This is a genomic window from Mycobacterium sp. SMC-19 (assembly GCF_045310815.1).
Classification (GTDB): Bacteria; Actinomycetota; Actinomycetes; order Mycobacteriales; family Mycobacteriaceae; genus Mycobacterium.
The window spans coordinates 149415-164072 of the sequence record NZ_JBJIAM010000002.1 but is presented as its reverse complement, the minus strand read 5'-3'; the positions used below and the strand labels follow the sequence as shown (position 1 = coordinate 164072).

13 protein-coding genes are annotated in these 14658 nt (G+C 66.7%); 4 read left to right on the top strand and 9 right to left on the bottom strand.

Features of this window, described 5'->3' with window-relative positions; all coding sequences use genetic code 11:
• Entirely contained in the window at positions 1-2082 is a 2082-nt protein-coding gene (gene secD / locus ACJH5R_RS04905) for a protein translocase subunit SecD (RefSeq protein ID WP_406759247.1), read from the bottom strand.
• Positions 2083-2275: 193 nt separating this feature from the next.
• Entirely contained in the window at positions 2276-2584 is a 309-nt protein-coding gene (yajC, locus tag ACJH5R_RS04900) for a preprotein translocase subunit YajC (protein WP_406759246.1), read from the bottom strand.
• A 181-nt stretch (positions 2585-2765) separates the two neighbouring features.
• On the opposite strand from yajC, the gene ACJH5R_RS04895 reads away from it, so the two are divergent.
• Together ACJH5R_RS04895 and gabT are read left to right on the top strand one after the other, a co-directional pair.
• Positions 2766-3086: a hypothetical protein gene (locus ACJH5R_RS04895; RefSeq protein WP_406759245.1), complete on the top strand. Its 321-nt coding sequence runs from the start codon at positions 2766-2768 to the stop codon at positions 3084-3086.
• Between the two features lie 41 nt (positions 3087-3127).
• Positions 3128-4477: a 4-aminobutyrate--2-oxoglutarate transaminase gene (gabT, locus tag ACJH5R_RS04890; protein WP_406781605.1), complete on the top strand. Its 1350-nt coding sequence runs from the start codon at positions 3128-3130 to the stop codon at positions 4475-4477.
• 6 nt (positions 4478-4483) lie between these two features.
• Here gabT and ruvB read toward each other — a convergent pair whose 3' ends face one another.
• The 6 genes from ruvB to ACJH5R_RS04860 all read right to left on the bottom strand — a co-directional run bounded on the left by ruvB (position 4484) and on the right by ACJH5R_RS04860 (position 9759).
• Complete coding sequence (ruvB, locus tag ACJH5R_RS04885; protein ID WP_406759244.1) at positions 4484-5545, bottom strand: Holliday junction branch migration DNA helicase RuvB; 1062 nt, start codon at positions 5543-5545, stop codon at positions 4484-4486.
• Positions 5542-6132, bottom strand: coding sequence for a Holliday junction branch migration protein RuvA (gene ruvA, locus ACJH5R_RS04880; RefSeq protein ID WP_406781411.1), 591 nt, complete (start codon positions 6130-6132; stop codon positions 5542-5544). Before ruvA ends, ruvB begins: the two co-directional genes overlap by 4 nt.
• The gene (gene ruvC / locus ACJH5R_RS04875) at positions 6129-6686 is read right to left on the bottom strand and encodes a crossover junction endodeoxyribonuclease RuvC (RefSeq protein WP_406759242.1); all 558 of its coding nucleotides are present in this window, start codon (positions 6684-6686) and stop codon (positions 6129-6131) included. The genes ruvA and ruvC overlap by 4 nt, the downstream gene beginning before the upstream one ends.
• A gap of 105 nt (positions 6687-6791) precedes the next feature.
• Complete coding sequence (locus ACJH5R_RS04870; RefSeq protein WP_406781410.1) at positions 6792-8156, bottom strand: DUF2252 domain-containing protein; 1365 nt, start codon at positions 8154-8156, stop codon at positions 6792-6794.
• Between the two features lie 26 nt (positions 8157-8182).
• Entirely contained in the window at positions 8183-8992 is an 810-nt protein-coding gene (locus ACJH5R_RS04865; protein WP_406781409.1) for a sulfotransferase family protein, read from the bottom strand.
• Positions 8993-9003: 11 nt separating this feature from the next.
• Positions 9004-9759, bottom strand: a complete 756-nt coding sequence (locus tag ACJH5R_RS04860) for a YebC/PmpR family DNA-binding transcriptional regulator (RefSeq protein ID WP_406781408.1) — start codon at positions 9757-9759, stop codon at positions 9004-9006.
• Between the two features lie 685 nt (positions 9760-10444).
• Here ACJH5R_RS04860 and ACJH5R_RS04855 point away from each other — a divergent pair.
• Entirely contained in the window at positions 10445-11386 is a 942-nt protein-coding gene (locus ACJH5R_RS04855; protein ID WP_406759238.1) for a bile acid:sodium symporter family protein, read from the top strand.
• A 140-nt stretch (positions 11387-11526) separates the two neighbouring features.
• Complete coding sequence (locus ACJH5R_RS04850; protein ID WP_406759237.1) at positions 11527-13755, top strand: arylsulfatase; 2229 nt, start codon at positions 11527-11529, stop codon at positions 13753-13755.
• Here the strand turns inward: ACJH5R_RS04850 and ACJH5R_RS04845 are convergent.
• Positions 13752-14504: an LpqN/LpqT family lipoprotein gene (locus ACJH5R_RS04845; RefSeq protein WP_406781407.1), complete on the bottom strand. Its 753-nt coding sequence runs from the start codon at positions 14502-14504 to the stop codon at positions 13752-13754. The genes ACJH5R_RS04850 and ACJH5R_RS04845 overlap by 4 nt on opposite strands.
• Positions 14505-14658 lie beyond the last annotated feature (154 nt).

Here is a 14658-nt window from a genome sequence, read left to right as displayed (position 1 = left end):
CTATCCCTGTTCCGTCGACTGGGCGGTTACCCGCGTGCGCGCTTTGGCCCCGGACTTGCCGCCCGTTGTGCCTCCCGATTTGGCGACCGCCCGCCGTTCGCGCGCGACCTGCTGAACGGCGCCGAGGCCGTTGTAGGACGGCTTGGCCAGCGTCGGAGACTTCGACGCCAGGTAGACCAGTGGCCAGGTCACCAGGAACACCACCACCAGGTCCAGGATCGTGGTCAGCCCCAGGGTGAACGCGAAGCCCTTGACCTGGCCGACCGCCAGGAAGTAGAGCACCGCCGCAGCAAGGAAGGTGACCGCGTTGCCGGAGACGATGGTCTTGCGGGCGCGCGCCCACCCGCGCGGCACCGCCGAGCGGAACGACTTGCCCTCGCGGATCTCGTCCTTGATGCGTTCGAAGAACACCACGAACGAGTCGGCGGTGGTTCCGATACCGATGATCAGACCGGCGATACCGGCCAGGTCGAGCGTGTAGTTGATGTACCGGCCCAGCAACACCAGGATCGCGTACACCATGGCTCCGGCCACCACCAGTGACAGCGCGGTCAGCACGCCCAGGACGCGGTAGTAGAGCAGCGAGTAGACCAGCACCAGTGCCAGACCGATCGCACCGGCGATCAGACCCGCCTTCAGCGAAGTCATTCCCAGTGTGGCCGAGACGGTTTCGGCTTCGGAGGCCTCAAACGACAGCGGCAGCGATCCGTACTTCAAGACGTTGGCCAGCTGGCGGGCACCGTCTTGAGTGAACCCCGGCGAGCCACCGGTGATCTGGGTGCGGCCACCGGGGATGGCTTCCTGGATCTGCGGGGCACTGACCACCTGCGAGTCCAGCGTGAACGCGGTCTGGGTGCCGATGTGGGCGGCGGTGTAGTCGGCCCAGACGTCGGCCGCGCCGCTCTTGAACTGCACCTGGACGATGTTGGCGCCGCTGCGCTGGTCCATGCCCGAGCTGGCGTCGGCGATCTGGTCGCCGCTGATGATCGACGGCGCCAACAGGTAGGCCGTCTGCTGGTCCTGCGAACAGGTCACCAGTGGCAGGTCCGGGTCGTCGTTGCCGGCGAGGATGTCTTCCTTGTCGCACCGTCCGGCCTGGATCTGCAGGGCCAGCGCCTGGACCACCTTGTTGTCGCTCTGGCGCAACCGCTTCTCGGCGGCGATGCGGGCCGCCAAGCCCTGGGCCTGATCACCCTGGCCAGGCATCCCGGGCAGACCCGGCAGGCCAGGCAGCCCCGGTAAGGCGGGCATCTGGGGACCGGCGCCGGGCGCCTCGGCAGGCGATCCTGGCGCCGGAACAGTCGAGGTGCCGGGAGTGGCGGTCTCGCTGGTGTTTTCGGAGCCGGGGCTCGAAGAGGTGGTCCCCGGGGTCGGGGTCGGCTCCTGCGGGAAGGGCCGCGGCTGGGCCGGCGGAGTCAGCGGCTGCTGCGGGACGGACCCGCCGGCGCCCGGGGGCATACCAGGAACACCGCCGCCACCAAGACCGGGAGGCAGACCGGGAACACCGCCACCGCCAAGACCCGGAGGCAGACCGGGAACGCCGCCACCGCCAAGACCGGGAGGCAAGCCGGGAACGCCGCCACCGCCAAGACCCGGCGGCAGACCGGGAGCACCACCACCGGCGCCGGGCGGCAAGCCTGGGACGCCGGGCATACCGCCACCACCGAGGCCGGGCATCCGGGCAGCTGCCTGAGCTTCCTGCACCGACACACCGTTGATCACCGGGCGGATGTAGAGCCGGGCCGTCTGGCCGAGGGTGCGGGCCTCGTTGCCGTCGCTGCCCGGCACCGTGATGACCAGGTTGTTGCCGTCGATGATCACTTCAGAGCCCGACACACCGAGTCCGTTGACCCGGGCGCTGATGATCTGTTGCGCCTGATTGAGCGCGTCACGGGTCGGCGTGGAGCCGTCCGGGGTGCGCGCGGTGAGCGTCACACGAGTGCCGCCCTGCAGGTCGATACCAAGTTTGGGTTCGGCGAGCTTGTTTCCGGTCAGGAATACCAGCAGGTAGACGCCGATGAGCAATGCCAGGAACACCGCCAGGTTGCGGGCAGGGTGCACCGGCGCCGAAGGCGATGCCACGTTGTTGAGTCTCCTTCGCTCATTGCGCAATGCGCTCTCGTGATCGTCGAGGCTGGCCCGTGCGCGGGCCGCCCGCAGCGATCAGTACCACTGCACCCGCAAAAGGGTACGTGCCCGGCTGGCCGGGACGATCGTTGGGCGGGCGTTCCGCGCGTCGGGCGTGTCAGCCGGCCAGCCCGAAGGCGGCGAGCCGCTATGCGCCTTCGACGGCCTCTTCGACTGCGGCCTCGGCCGTCAGCTCTTCGGGCTCGATCTTGTCGCGCACGGCCAGCTTCATCCAGGTGGTCACCACACCGTCCGCGATCTCCAGGTCGACGTCGTCGTCAGTGATGCGGGTGATGGTGCCCTGCAGCCCCGAGGTGGTGTGCACCCGGTCGCCCACCTGCAACGATTCATGCAGGTCGATGGTGGCCTGCATCGCACGCTTCTGCCGCCGCGAGGCGAAGAACATAAACGCGCCCATGACAAGGAGCAGCGGCAGGAAGGCAACCATGTTTTCCATGACGACAACCGATCTTTCGACTTGTTCGAATGAGTCTTCGGCACCGGACCACTTGAGGTGTGGCGGGCCACTGTGATGACAACAGTGTGCCACTGAGTCCGGCGACCGTGCTTCGGTACCGCCGTCCACCCCCTAGGCTATCGGTGACAGGGGGTCAGGATTCTCAAGGGAAAGTTGGCCGATGAAAAATTTCGCGTGTGGTCTGGCGACCGCCGTTGCCTTGGCAGCGGCTCCCCTGGCGGTGGGAGCGATCGCCATGCCCGCCATCGGATCCGCGGAGCCGCTCGCCTGCCCCGGCGGCCAGTACTGGGAGCCGAGCACCAACAGCTGCATGCCGCTCGGCCAAGGCCCGACGCCGCTCGCCTGCCCCGGCGGCCAGTACTGGGAGCCGAGCACCAACACCTGCATGCCGCTCGGCCAAGGCCCGACGCCGCTGGACTGCCCGCCCGGCGAATATTGGCAACCCTTCGGCAACGCGTGCCGGCCACTCGGCCAGATCTGAGCCGCGGAAAGCACCGCTAAGGAGGCCCACCCCACATGTCAGTGCCGCCGCTACTTCAGAGCCGTCACTTGGCCACCGAGATTCCCGGGCCCGGCTCGGTTCAGCTGGCACACCGGCGCGCGACCGCCGTGGCACGCGGGGTGGGCAGCACGCTGCCGGTGTACGCGGCTCGGGCCGGCGGCGGCATCGTGGAAGACGTCGACGGCAATCGACTGATCGACCTGGGCTCGGGGATCGCGGTGACCACCGTGGGCAACGCCGCGCCCCGGGTGGTGGACGCGGTGCAGCAGCAGGTCGCCGAGTTCACCCACACCTGTTTCATGGTGACGCCCTACGAGGGCTATGTGGCCGTCGCTGAAGCACTGAACCGGATCACCCCGGGTCAGTTCGAGAAGCGGTCGGTGCTGCTCAACTCCGGCGCCGAGGCCCTGGAGAACGCCGTCAAGATCGCCCGGTCCTACACGCACAAAACCGCGGTGGCGGCGTTCGACCACGGCTACCACGGCCGTACCAATCTGACGATGGCGCTCACCGCTAAGTCCATGCCCTACAAGAGCGGATTCGGCCCGTTCGCCCCCGACATCTATCGCGCGCCGGCGTCCTACCCCTACCGCGACAGTCTGATCGACAAAGAACTGGGCAGCGACGGGGAACGGGCCGCCGATCGGGCGATCGGCATCCTGGAGAACCAGATCGGCGCCCACAATCTGGCCGCGCTGGTGATCGAACCGATCCAGGGCGAAGGCGGATTCATCGTCCCGGCACCCGGCTTTCTGCCCGCATTGCTGGCCTGGTGCCGCGACAACGACGTGGTTTTCATCGCCGACGAGGTACAGACGGGCTTCGCGCGAACGGGGGCGATGTTCGCCTGTGACCATGAGGGCCCGACCGGGATGGCGCCGGATCTGATCTGCACCGCCAAGGGCATCGGCGGGGGCCTGCCGTTGGCGGCGGTGACGGGGCGCGCCGACATCATGGACGCCCCGCACGTCAGCGGGCTGGGCGGCACCTTCGGTGGCAACCCGGTGGCCTGCGCCGCAGCGTTGGGGGCATTGGCCGCCGTCGAGGCGGACGACCTGGTGGGCCGGGCCCGGCAGATCGAGCGACTGGTCTTCGAACGGCTGGGCCGGCTGCAGGCCGACGACGACCGCATCGGCGATGTGCGAGGCCGCGGCGCCATGATCGCCGTCGAGCTGGTGCGGCCCGACACGAGCGAGCCCGACCCGGCCCTGACCAGCGCCCTGGCGGCGGCATGTCATCGGGCGGGTGTGATTGTGTTGACCTGCGGAACGTTCGGCAATGTGGTGCGGCTGTTGCCGCCGTTGACCATCAGCGACGCGCTGCTCTCGGAAGGTTTGGACGTGCTGGCTGCCGAGTTGGGCAAGCTGTAGCCCGACCTACTCGAACAACCCCTGTTGGCCCAATCCCCCGGCCCCCGCCGGCGGCACCATGCCCAGGTGCGTCCATGCTGCCGGCGTCGCGACGCGCCCCCGAGGAGTGCGCGCGACCATCCCGGCGCGTACCAGGAACGGCTCGCAGACCTCTTCGACGGTGGCAGCTTCCTCCCCCACCGCAACCGCCAGCGTGGAGACCCCGACCGGGCCGCCGCCGAAGCTTCGGGTAAGCGCCGAGAGCACCGCGCGGTCCAGCCTGTCCAGGCCCAGCTCATCGACGTCATAGACCGCCAGTGCGGCTTTCGCAACGTCGCGGGTGATCACCCCGTCGGCACGGACCTCGGCGTAGTCACGCACCCGGCGCAGCAATCGGTTGGCGATACGCGGCGTACCGCGGGAGCGCCGCGCGACCTCTGCCGCTGCTTCGGTCCCCAGTTCGATCCCGAGGATCTTCGCCGAGCGTGCCAGCACCCGCTGCAGTTCGGCCGGCTCGTAGAAGTCCATGTGCGCGGTGAAGCCGAACCGGTCGCGCAGCGGGCCGGTCAGCGCACCGGAACGGGTCGTGGCTCCGACTAGGGTGAACGGTGCCACCTCCAGCGGAATCGACGTCGCCCCAGGGCCTTTCCCGACGACCACGTCGACCCGGAAGTCCTCCATCGCCAGGTAGAGCATCTCCTCAGCCGGCCGGGCGATACGGTGGATCTCGTCGATGAACAGCACGTCGTGCTCGACCAGATTCGACAACATCGCGGCCAGGTCCCCCGCACGTTCGAGCGCCGGCCCGGAGGTCACCCGCAACGAGCTGCCCAGTTCGCTGGCGATGATCATCGCCAGCGACGTCTTGCCCAGCCCTGGGGGGCCGGACAGCAAGATGTGATCGGGTGTGCCGCCGCGGTTCTTGGCGCCCTCGATCACCAGCTGCAACTGCTCGCGTACCCGCGGCTGCCCGATGAACTCGGCCAGACTGCGTGGACGCAGCCCGGCGTCGATGTCTCCCTCGCCGACCGTCAGGGCCGGCGACACCTCACGGTCTTCACGATCGCCGGGCTCACCGGATTGGCTCACTTGGTCTTCCCCAGTCGGCTCAGCGCGGTACGCAGCACTTCGGAGGTGGTCGCGTCGGGAGCGTCGGCCAACACCTTGTCGGTGGTCTCTTCGGCCTGCTTGGCGGCAAAACCGAGACCGATCAAGGCTTCGATCACTGGAGCGCGCACCGCGTGGCCGCCGAACACGGCGCCGTCGGATGCGGTCACCGCACCAATCTTGTCGCGCAGTTCCAGCACCAGCCGCTCGGCACCGCGCTTGCCGATCCCGGGCACCCGGGTCAATGCGGTGACGTCCCCGTCGCCGAGCGCCCGGCGCAGGGTGGCCGCGTCATAGACCGCCAGAGTCGCCAGGGCGATCTTGGGTCCGATGCCCGAGACCCCGATCAGCGTGAGGAACAGATCGCGTGCCTCACCGTCGGGGAATCCGTAGAGGGTCATCGAGTCTTCACGCACGATCATCGCGGTGATCAACCGGGATTCGCTGCCGCGGCGCAGCGTCGACAGGGTCGCCGGCGTGGCCATCAGCTTGTAGCCGACCCCGGCCGCCTCGACCACGGCATGGTCCAACGCGATATCGATGACCTCGCCACGTACCGACGCGATCATGCCCGGGCCGCCTTGAGCTTGGCGGTGTACTTGCGCCGCTGTTCGGCCGCCAGTGCCTCGGCTGCGGCCATTCGGGCGATCATCGGGGCCCGCCAGCAATGACAGATCGCGAGCGCCAGCGCATCTGCGGCGTCGGCGGGAGTCGGCTTCTGCTGCAGCCCCAGGATGCGGGTGATCATCGTCGTCACCTGCGCCTTGTCAGCCGAACCGTTGCCGGTCACCGCCGCTTTGACCTCGCTGGGGGTGTGGAAATGCACGGTGATGCCGCGCCGGGCGGCCTGCAGCGCAATCACGCCGCCGGCCTGCGCGGTGCCCATCACGGTGGAGACGTTCTGCTGGGCGAATACGCGCTCGATCGCGATCACGTCGGGGCGGTGGGTGTCGAGCCAGTGCTCGGCGGTGTCACTGATGGTCAGCAGCCGTTGCGGCAGCGGCTGATCGGCCGGGGTGCGCACCACGTCGACATCCAAAGCGGTGACCTGACGCCCCTGCCCGCCTTCGACCACCGACAGACCGCACCGCGTCAGTCCAGGGTCGACGCCCATCACCCGCATCGGAATCCTCTCCAGTACCGAACAACTGTTCGACAGTCTAGAGGGGACAGGCGACACCGGCGGGCGCGACACGCTGCCGCCGCGCCCTGTCCCCCGGCCCGATCATCACGCGACGGTGATCCGGCCGCTGTCCGCGGCGGTCTGCAGCGCCTGGTAGTCGCACTGGTTCTGTTCGCCGTACGCCAAGGCGAACCGGGTCAGCGCCCGGTCGGCGTTATCGCCCTTGCCGAGATAGGCCGCGATCGCGACCCGGTCGCCAGAACGACTGTGCGCCCGGGCAAGCGCATGCCCGCATGCCTGCACATAGGCGGTCAGCACTTTGGGGCTCATCGATTCGACGTCGGCGGATCCCTTCATGTCCCAGAGTTGACGCACGTAGTAGTCGCCATGGTGCCCGTCGGGGCCGATGGCGTGCAGCCAGCCCAGCAGGACGTCGCTGGTGGCTTGCATCAGCCGCTGCCCTGCCACGACGCGCTCACCGGCGTTGGCGTATCGGCTGCGCTTGAGGTGGGCTTCCAACACCGAGGTGCGTGCCTCTTTGACTTGCATGAGCAGCGGGTCTCCGCGGCCGACGCCCTCAAACAGCACGATCCAGGTGCGGGTTCCGACGCTGCCGACACCGACCACCTTGCGGGCCACCTCCACGTACCGGTATCGCCGTGCAAGCACCCGCCGGTCGTCGGGAAGGCTGGAAACGTAGTCCTTGATCAGTTTCCGCATGTACTTGTTGTAGAGCTGCGCCACGGTGTCACTGACCAAGTCACCGGCCGGCACGATCAGGGGCGGATCGCTGATCAGGCGCAGGCGGCCGTTGTGCGACCAGGTGAGTTTGTCGACGGCCTGCTGCCGTCCGCGGGAAAGCGCACCGACCGCGGTACGCCGGATCGCCTTGGCGTAGACCGGTTCCACGGCGGCCAGCAGTTCGGAGTCGATGACCGATTGCGCGTACCAGACATCGAGCTCGCCGAGCCGGGCCAGTTCACGCATCTGAGTGCGGTAAGCCTCGGCGCAGGCCGATACAACCGATTCTTGCTTGGCGCGGCCGAATCCCCTGCTGTGGCATAGGACCGCGGCACTGGCCACCAACCGCTTAACGTCCCACTCCCACGGTCCGGGCAGCGTCTCATCGAAATCATTGAGGTCGAACATCAGCTGCCGCTCCGGGGAGGCGAACATCCCGAAGTTCGACAGGTGCGCATCCCCGCACAACTGTGCCTGTAGTCCAGTGTGCGGGCCGGCGGCGAGGTCGGCGGCCATGATCACCGCCGAGCCCCTGAAGAAGGCATACGGCGACGCCAACATGCGGGCGTATCGGATCGGCACCAGCTCCGGTACTCGGGTCCTGGATTGCGATTCCAGCAGCGCTACCGGGTCCAGGCGTCGCGGCGACGGCACATACTCCCCGAGCCCGGACCGCGGCAGCGCCTTCCGTCGGGACCTGCCGAACTCTTGCCGCTCGCTCGCCGACACGGCGTCAGTTTAGAACCGTTGTTCGGCTAGACCACCCGCAAACCAGCGGGCACGGCCCGCGGGTCGCGCCAGAACGCGTCGTGGATAAACCGGTTGAACAAGTCCGGCGGCAGTATCGACTCCCGGGGCGTGGCCCGGACCTCGCCGCGCACGGTGTGCAGGCCCGGCGTGCCGGCCCGTTCATCGAAGTCGGTGACGTCGTAATCGACATGGGCGAAGTCGTGGTCGAACATCGGCTCGCCGATGAAGTCGTAGATGGCCCGCATGGTGGTCGCCGGGTCGGTCGTCAACGTCTCGTACTGCACGACCAGCAGCCGGTCCCGCTCCGCGCCGTAACAAGCCTGTTTGAGCATGTCGTATGGGGCCCCGACCATTCCGTCCTGCGCCACGATCTCGTTGGCGCGGGTGTAGACAGTGCCGCCGGGGTTGAAGCCGAAGATCGACGACGGGGTGAACACGTTGCGCTGGATCAATCGTTCGATGCTGTCGACCACCCACTGCAGCTCGCGTACGCAGGCGATGATCTTGGCGCTCGGGAACAGTCGCGAGACCGCGGGCATCCAGCCGCACCACGCCCGATTGGTGTCGAAGGTGACCTCGGCGTCGCAATCGGCATAAAAACTGTCGAACAGGCCGCGCAAGATCCGTTCCCGCTTCGCGTCGTCGATGAACACCGAGAACTCGTTGCGGGCACTCATCTCGCCGAGCAGCGCGCCGAACAGCCCTGCCAATGGACCCGACATCCCGGCCTCAAAGCGCGGGTTCTGCCGCAGTAGCGCGGCCAGCAGGGTCGAACCTGAGCGCGGCAGACCGGAGATGAAATGGATGGTCGACAACGACGTGGCTCCTATTCGGCTTCGAGGACGGCCAGTACTTCGTCGGACAGGTCCACGTTGGTCCACACATTCTGCACGTCGTCGTTGTCCTCAAGAGCCTCGACGAGCTTGAACACCTTGCGAGCACCCTCAACATCAACAGCCACACTCACCGAAGGCTGAAAACTCGCCTCGGCAGAGTCGTAATCGATACCGGCATCCACCAACGCACTACGCACCGCGACCAAATCCCCAGGCTCCGAAATCACCTCGAAGCTCTCCCCCAAGTCGTTGACATCCTCAGCACCGGCATCCAGCACCGCCACCAACACGTCGTCCTCGGTCAACCCATTCTTGTCCAAGGTCACCATCCCCTTGCGACTGAACAGATACGCCACCGAACCCGGATCAGCCATCGTCCCGCCGTTACGCGTCATCGCCACCCGCACCTCACTCGCAGCACGATTACGGTTATCGGTCAAACACTCGATCAGCACCGCCACCCCGTTGGGTCCGTAACCCTCGTAGGTGATGGTCTGATAATCCGCCCCGCCGGCTTCCTCACCCGCACCACGCTTACGCGCCCGCTCAATATTGTCGTTGGGAACCGAGTTTTTCTTCGCCTTCTGAATGGCGTCGTACAACGTCGGATTGCCCGACGGATCCCCACCACCAACCCGCGCCGCGACCTCGATATTCTTGATCAACCGCGCAAAGTTCTTGCCACGACGAGCGTCGATGACGGCCTTCTTGTGCTTCGTGGTAGCCCACTTGGAATGGCCGCTCATCGGATGCCCTACCTCACTGTTTCTGATGAAAAGTTCGCGCGGTGAGTCTACGCGGGCCCTGCGGAAATACCCGCGCACAATGTCGGGAAAACCGCTGCGGGTTCTCGCCCCTGGACTCAGGCGGCCCACCTAGGCGACGCGGCACTGATTCGGCTCAAATAGATTCCAGCCCGCTGACGCGGTCCGGCCGGGTGTAGCCAGCCGATGTTCGGCAGCGCCGGTATGCCAGCGTCCTCCGGCCGCCGCGATCGTCGATCTGGAGCCGCCACTTCGGGTCGGCGAGACTATCGGGCGCACGCCCGGCCGCGTGTCCGCGCCGACGTGCCATGCGACACCCTACCCAGCATCCCGGGGGTTACATTCCGGAATTATCTTGCACCGCCGCGGATTACGCTGACCCGCAAGCGAGCGATTCCACACGAGGCGCGGTCTCGGCGACGATCCGTAGCCATGACATACGGCAACGCGGTGACTGTCGGCCAGGGGGCCGCCGTAAGCAAATCGAGGCGACGCGTATCGGCACCCAAGGGCTGGGCGCAGCCCTGAATCCGTTTGCTCGGCGCGTCGATCCGGCGGTGTGCACAGCCCCGCGGAGGCGTCGGTGCGCGGGCCGAATCTCGATGGATTGCGGCAAGCTGAGCAATCACTGCATCATCGCGCCGGCGCCCGGAACTCCTTAGTCGTCATGGCATCTGCGCACGAACACCGCGGAGCAATCATGGATAACCGGTTCTTCCCGTTGGTCGTTGTGACGGCCATGCTCGCCCTGGGAATGACCCTCACCGTCGCCGACTTCCGGCGAGCCGCTGCGCTGAGGCGCCCGCTGGCGGTCGCCCTGATCTGCCAGGCGATCGTGCTGCCGTCGTTCTGCCTGCTGATCGCCGAAGCATTCGACCTCCCGCCGAAGCTGGCGGTCGGTCTCATGTTGATATCGGCGGTACCCGGTGGCCTGTTGGCCAACGTATTCAGCCACTTGGTCAATGGCGACCTGGCCCTCAACCTCACGCTGACCGGTGTCAATGCCGTGATCTCGATCGCCTCCCTACCGGCGATCCTGGCGTTCTCAATCAGCTGGTTCACCGGCGAAGGCAGGAGCATCCCGCTGCAGCTGGACAAGTTCGTCGCAGTAGTCGGACTGGTCCTCATTCCCACCGCAATCGGTGTCGCCATTCGCGAACGCGTCCCCGAGCTGGCCCGTCGCCTGAAACGGCCGGTGCGGGTCGCCGCGGCCACGCTGCTGGTCGCGATCTCCATCGCGGCGATCGTCGGGGGGCAATCGACACTGCTCAACAACCTCGGCACGCTCACCGGAGCCGTCGCGTCCTTCGCCACTGTCAGCTTGACCGTCGGCTACCTCGTGCCCCGGTGGATGAAACTCGCTCCGCGGCAGGCGATTGCCATCAGCCTCGAAATCGGGATGCACAACGCGATGGTGGCCACCGCGATAGCCCTGAGTCCGCAACTCCTCGACAGCGCCGAGATCGGCACTGTGCCGGCGCTGTACGGCGTCATCGCGCCCGTTATCGCCCTGCTGCTCGTCGTGACAGTCCGCCGCTTCGACCCCGCCTACCGCTCGGACCGCCGGTCCGGCGCTACGGCCGTAGCCGGCCAAGCGGTGGCCGGCTAGGCCGCCGCAGCGAGCCGTGATCACCCCTTGATCAGGCGAATTTCCCTCTGCACCTTGCGATCCACAAGATCGCTCAATAATGTTCTCAACAGATGTAGTCACTTGACTACATGCAGGTCATAGCGAAAGGCGACACCGAGATGAGCCAGCCCCAGCGCCCGCCACAGGACGCGCCCAATGTCGTGGTGATCCTGCTCGACGACCTCGGTTTCGCTCAATTCGGCTGCTACGGCTCCGATATCTCGACACCGCACATCGACCGGCTGGCCGCCGGAGGACTGCGCTACAACCGCTTTCACGTGACTGCCCTGTGCTCGCCGACTCGGGCGGCACTGCTGACCGGTCGCAACCACCACGCAGTCGGCATGGGGTTCCTCGCCGATCTGCCCACCACTCATCCCGGCTACACCGCGCACATTCCTCGCTCGGCGGCCACCCTGCCACGAATCCTGCGCGACGCGGGATGGAGCACGCTGGCGACCGGCAAATGGCATCTGGTGCCGCGCGGCGAACGTGGCGGAGCAGGACCTTACAACCAATGGCCGCTGGGGCAGGGGTTCGAGCGCTACTACGGATTCCTCCGGGGCGACGCCAACCAATGGGCGCCGGAACTGGTGCGCGACAACTCGTTCGTCGAGGCACCAGCCCGGCCCGACGAGGGCTACCACCTGACCGAAGACCTGGCCGACGAAGCGATTCGGATGGTGCTCAGTCAACAGGCCAGCGCCCCCGGCAAGCCGTTCTTCCTGTACTTCACCCCGGGAGCGATGCACTCACCGCACCACGTGGAGCGCTCATGGGCCGACGCCTACGCCGGCAAGTTCGACGTCGGATGGGATCGATGGCGCGACCAACTGTTCGCTCGTCAAGTGGAGTCCGGCGTCGTCCCGGCTACTACGGCCCTGACTCCCCGGCCGCCCTGGGTGCCGGCCTGGGATGACCTCGGCGTGGACGAGCGTCGACTGTATGCCCGCATGCACGAGGTCTACGCCGGATTCCTCAGCCACACCGACGCACAGATCGGCCGGGTGGTCGACATCCTCGAACGCATTGGGGTGCTTGACAACACCTTGATTCTATTGATGTCCGACAACGGCGCCAGCGCCGAGGGCGGCGTGTCCGGAACCGTCAACGAGCATCGGTTCACCCATCGGGTGCGCGACGATCTCGCCGAGAACCTCGCGCAGCTCGATGACTGGGGCGGACCGCTGACCTATCCGCACTACGCGTGGGGCTGGGCATGGGCCGGCAATACGCCGTTTCGGTTGTGGAAGCGCTACACGTGGCTGGGCGGTACCCGGGTTCCGTTCATCGCGCACTGGCCCAAGGGGATTGGCGAGGGCGGTGGCGTTCGTGGGCAGTTCGCCCATGCGATCGACGTCCTTCCGACCGTCCTCGATGCGTGCGGAGTAGCCGTCCCGGAGACCGTCGACGGGATCGCACAGCAGCCCGTTCAGGGGGCCAGCCTGCTGCCCTCGTTCACCGATCCTGCGGCACCCAACCCGCGTTCGGTGCAGTACTTCGAGATGATGGGTTCGCGGGCGATCTTCGCCGACGGCTGGAAAGCCACCACCGACCACGTTCCGGTCGGCGTGATGGACGAGGACCTGCTGCTGACCGGTAGCCGCGACTTCGACACCGACCGGTGGTCGCTGTTCCGCCTCGACGAGGACTTCTCGGAGTTCCACGATCTCGCAGACCAACATCCCGAGGTCGTCGCACAACTGTCCGAACAGTGGTCCAACGAAGCTGCCGCGAACAATGTTCTGCCGCTGCTTGACTCACTGATCGGGCGGCTGACGGCCGCAGCCCAGCCGCAGTATCCGGTCGGCCTCAAGGTCACGCTCTATCCACAAGCCGGCCCAGTGCTCGACGAGGCGCTGCCGATGTTGGCCGGCGGAGGTCACATCCTCGCCGATGTGGAGGTGTCGCCGGAGGAGCCGCCCAGTGGGGTGTTGTTCGCCATCGGCGACCGCAACGGAGGCCTGGCCGGCTACGTCGTCGACGGCAGGCTCCACGTCGCCGTGGCCTTGCCCAGTGGCCCCCTGCAGCTGCGGTCCGAACAGCAACTGCCTGCGGGGCGCCACCTCGTCGGTTGCGTGCTACGGCTGGAGTCCGGCGGCGTCGCCATCGACGCGGTGGTCGACGACTCCGTAGTCGCGACCGCCGCGACCGACCATGCGCTTCCGTTCATCTGGCAGCACGGGGGCACACACCTCACCCTCGGCTACGACCGCGGCCTGCCGGTTGCCGATGACTACCAGCCCCCGTTCCCCTGGAATGGCGCTCTGCATGCGGTCCACGTACAGGCCGGGCAAGCCGAGCTCGACCAGATCGACGCGTTGCGCATCGCCCTGCAATCCGATTAGTCACCGGCGAAGGCGAATTGGAAGCCACTGAGGATGGCGTGTTTTTCACTCACGTAGGCCGGGTTACTGGTATCGAAAGCCTGAACGGTAACCATGGCCGCCCAGAGTTTGCCGTCGCTGTCCCGACCCGCAACGATCAGGCAGGTTGCCTGGTGATTGGCCAGGCCCATGTCGTAGGTAAGCGTCACGGCGGGGTAGCCGCAAACTGTGCTGGGGATGCGGTCAACAAGGACGCCAACCTTTGATAACCCCTGGATTTCCCAATCGAGTGCTTCTTGCGGAGTTCCGACGGTTCCGGTCAGGTTCTCCAGTGTCACAACGGCGTTAGGCTGGTTACGGTTGGCCTCAATTCCCGGTCCTTGCATCACCGTCCGAACTGCTGGCGGCCTCGGCGTGGGGTCGAAGCGCCAGCCGGGCGGTTGGGGCAGCGCCAGCCTGGGCTCGTCGGCAGAGCGGTGGTCGAGGTTGGCGAGCGGCACCGCGCTCGGGCTGCATCTGCTCGACAACGAGCTGTCAGACCCTCCGCTCATTGAGGGATGAGATGACTCGGCCTCATGGCCGCGGCGATTCACAATCAGCGCAGCGGCGACCAGCGCAGCGGCGATCAGGGCAATGGCCATAACGAGAGCGGCGGCAGCAATGGCCACTGGAAGCCATGGGCGTGCGGGCGGGGTGGCAGCGTCACTTGCCGGCTGCTCTGGCGGTTCCTCGAAGAATGGCCCTTGGCTGCCGGATGTTTGGCTGTCCATCGGCAAAGAATAGCCACCCCCGATTGCCTTCAGACCAGGGCAAGTGATTCGTTGGCCCGCTTGCGTGGTGGCCAGCCGTAGCGACTAGTGAACCTTCGCGGTATTTCGGCCTCTGCATTCGGATTGAATGGACAGAGTCGCCAATGCATTCGAC

Coding starts and splice junctions, on each gene's coding strand:
- ACJH5R_RS04855 (WP_406759238.1), top strand. CDS start 10,445: ATGGCATCTGCGCACGAACACCGCGGAGCAATCATGGATAACCGGTTC.
- ACJH5R_RS04860 (WP_406781408.1), bottom strand. CDS start 9,759: ATGAGCGGCCATTCCAAGTGGGCTACCACGAAGCACAAGAAGGCCGTC.
- ACJH5R_RS04850 (WP_406759237.1), top strand. CDS start 11,527: ATGAGCCAGCCCCAGCGCCCGCCACAGGACGCGCCCAATGTCGTGGTG.
- ruvA (WP_406781411.1), bottom strand. CDS start 6,132: ATGATCGCGTCGGTACGTGGCGAGGTCATCGATATCGCGTTGGACCAT.
- yajC (WP_406759246.1), bottom strand. CDS start 2,584: ATGGAAAACATGGTTGCCTTCCTGCCGCTGCTCCTTGTCATGGGCGCG.
- ACJH5R_RS04895 (WP_406759245.1), top strand. CDS start 2,766: ATGAAAAATTTCGCGTGTGGTCTGGCGACCGCCGTTGCCTTGGCAGCG.
- ACJH5R_RS04845 (WP_406781407.1), bottom strand. CDS start 14,504: ATGGACAGCCAAACATCCGGCAGCCAAGGGCCATTCTTCGAGGAACCG.
- ruvC (WP_406759242.1), bottom strand. CDS start 6,686: ATGCGGGTGATGGGCGTCGACCCTGGACTGACGCGGTGCGGTCTGTCG.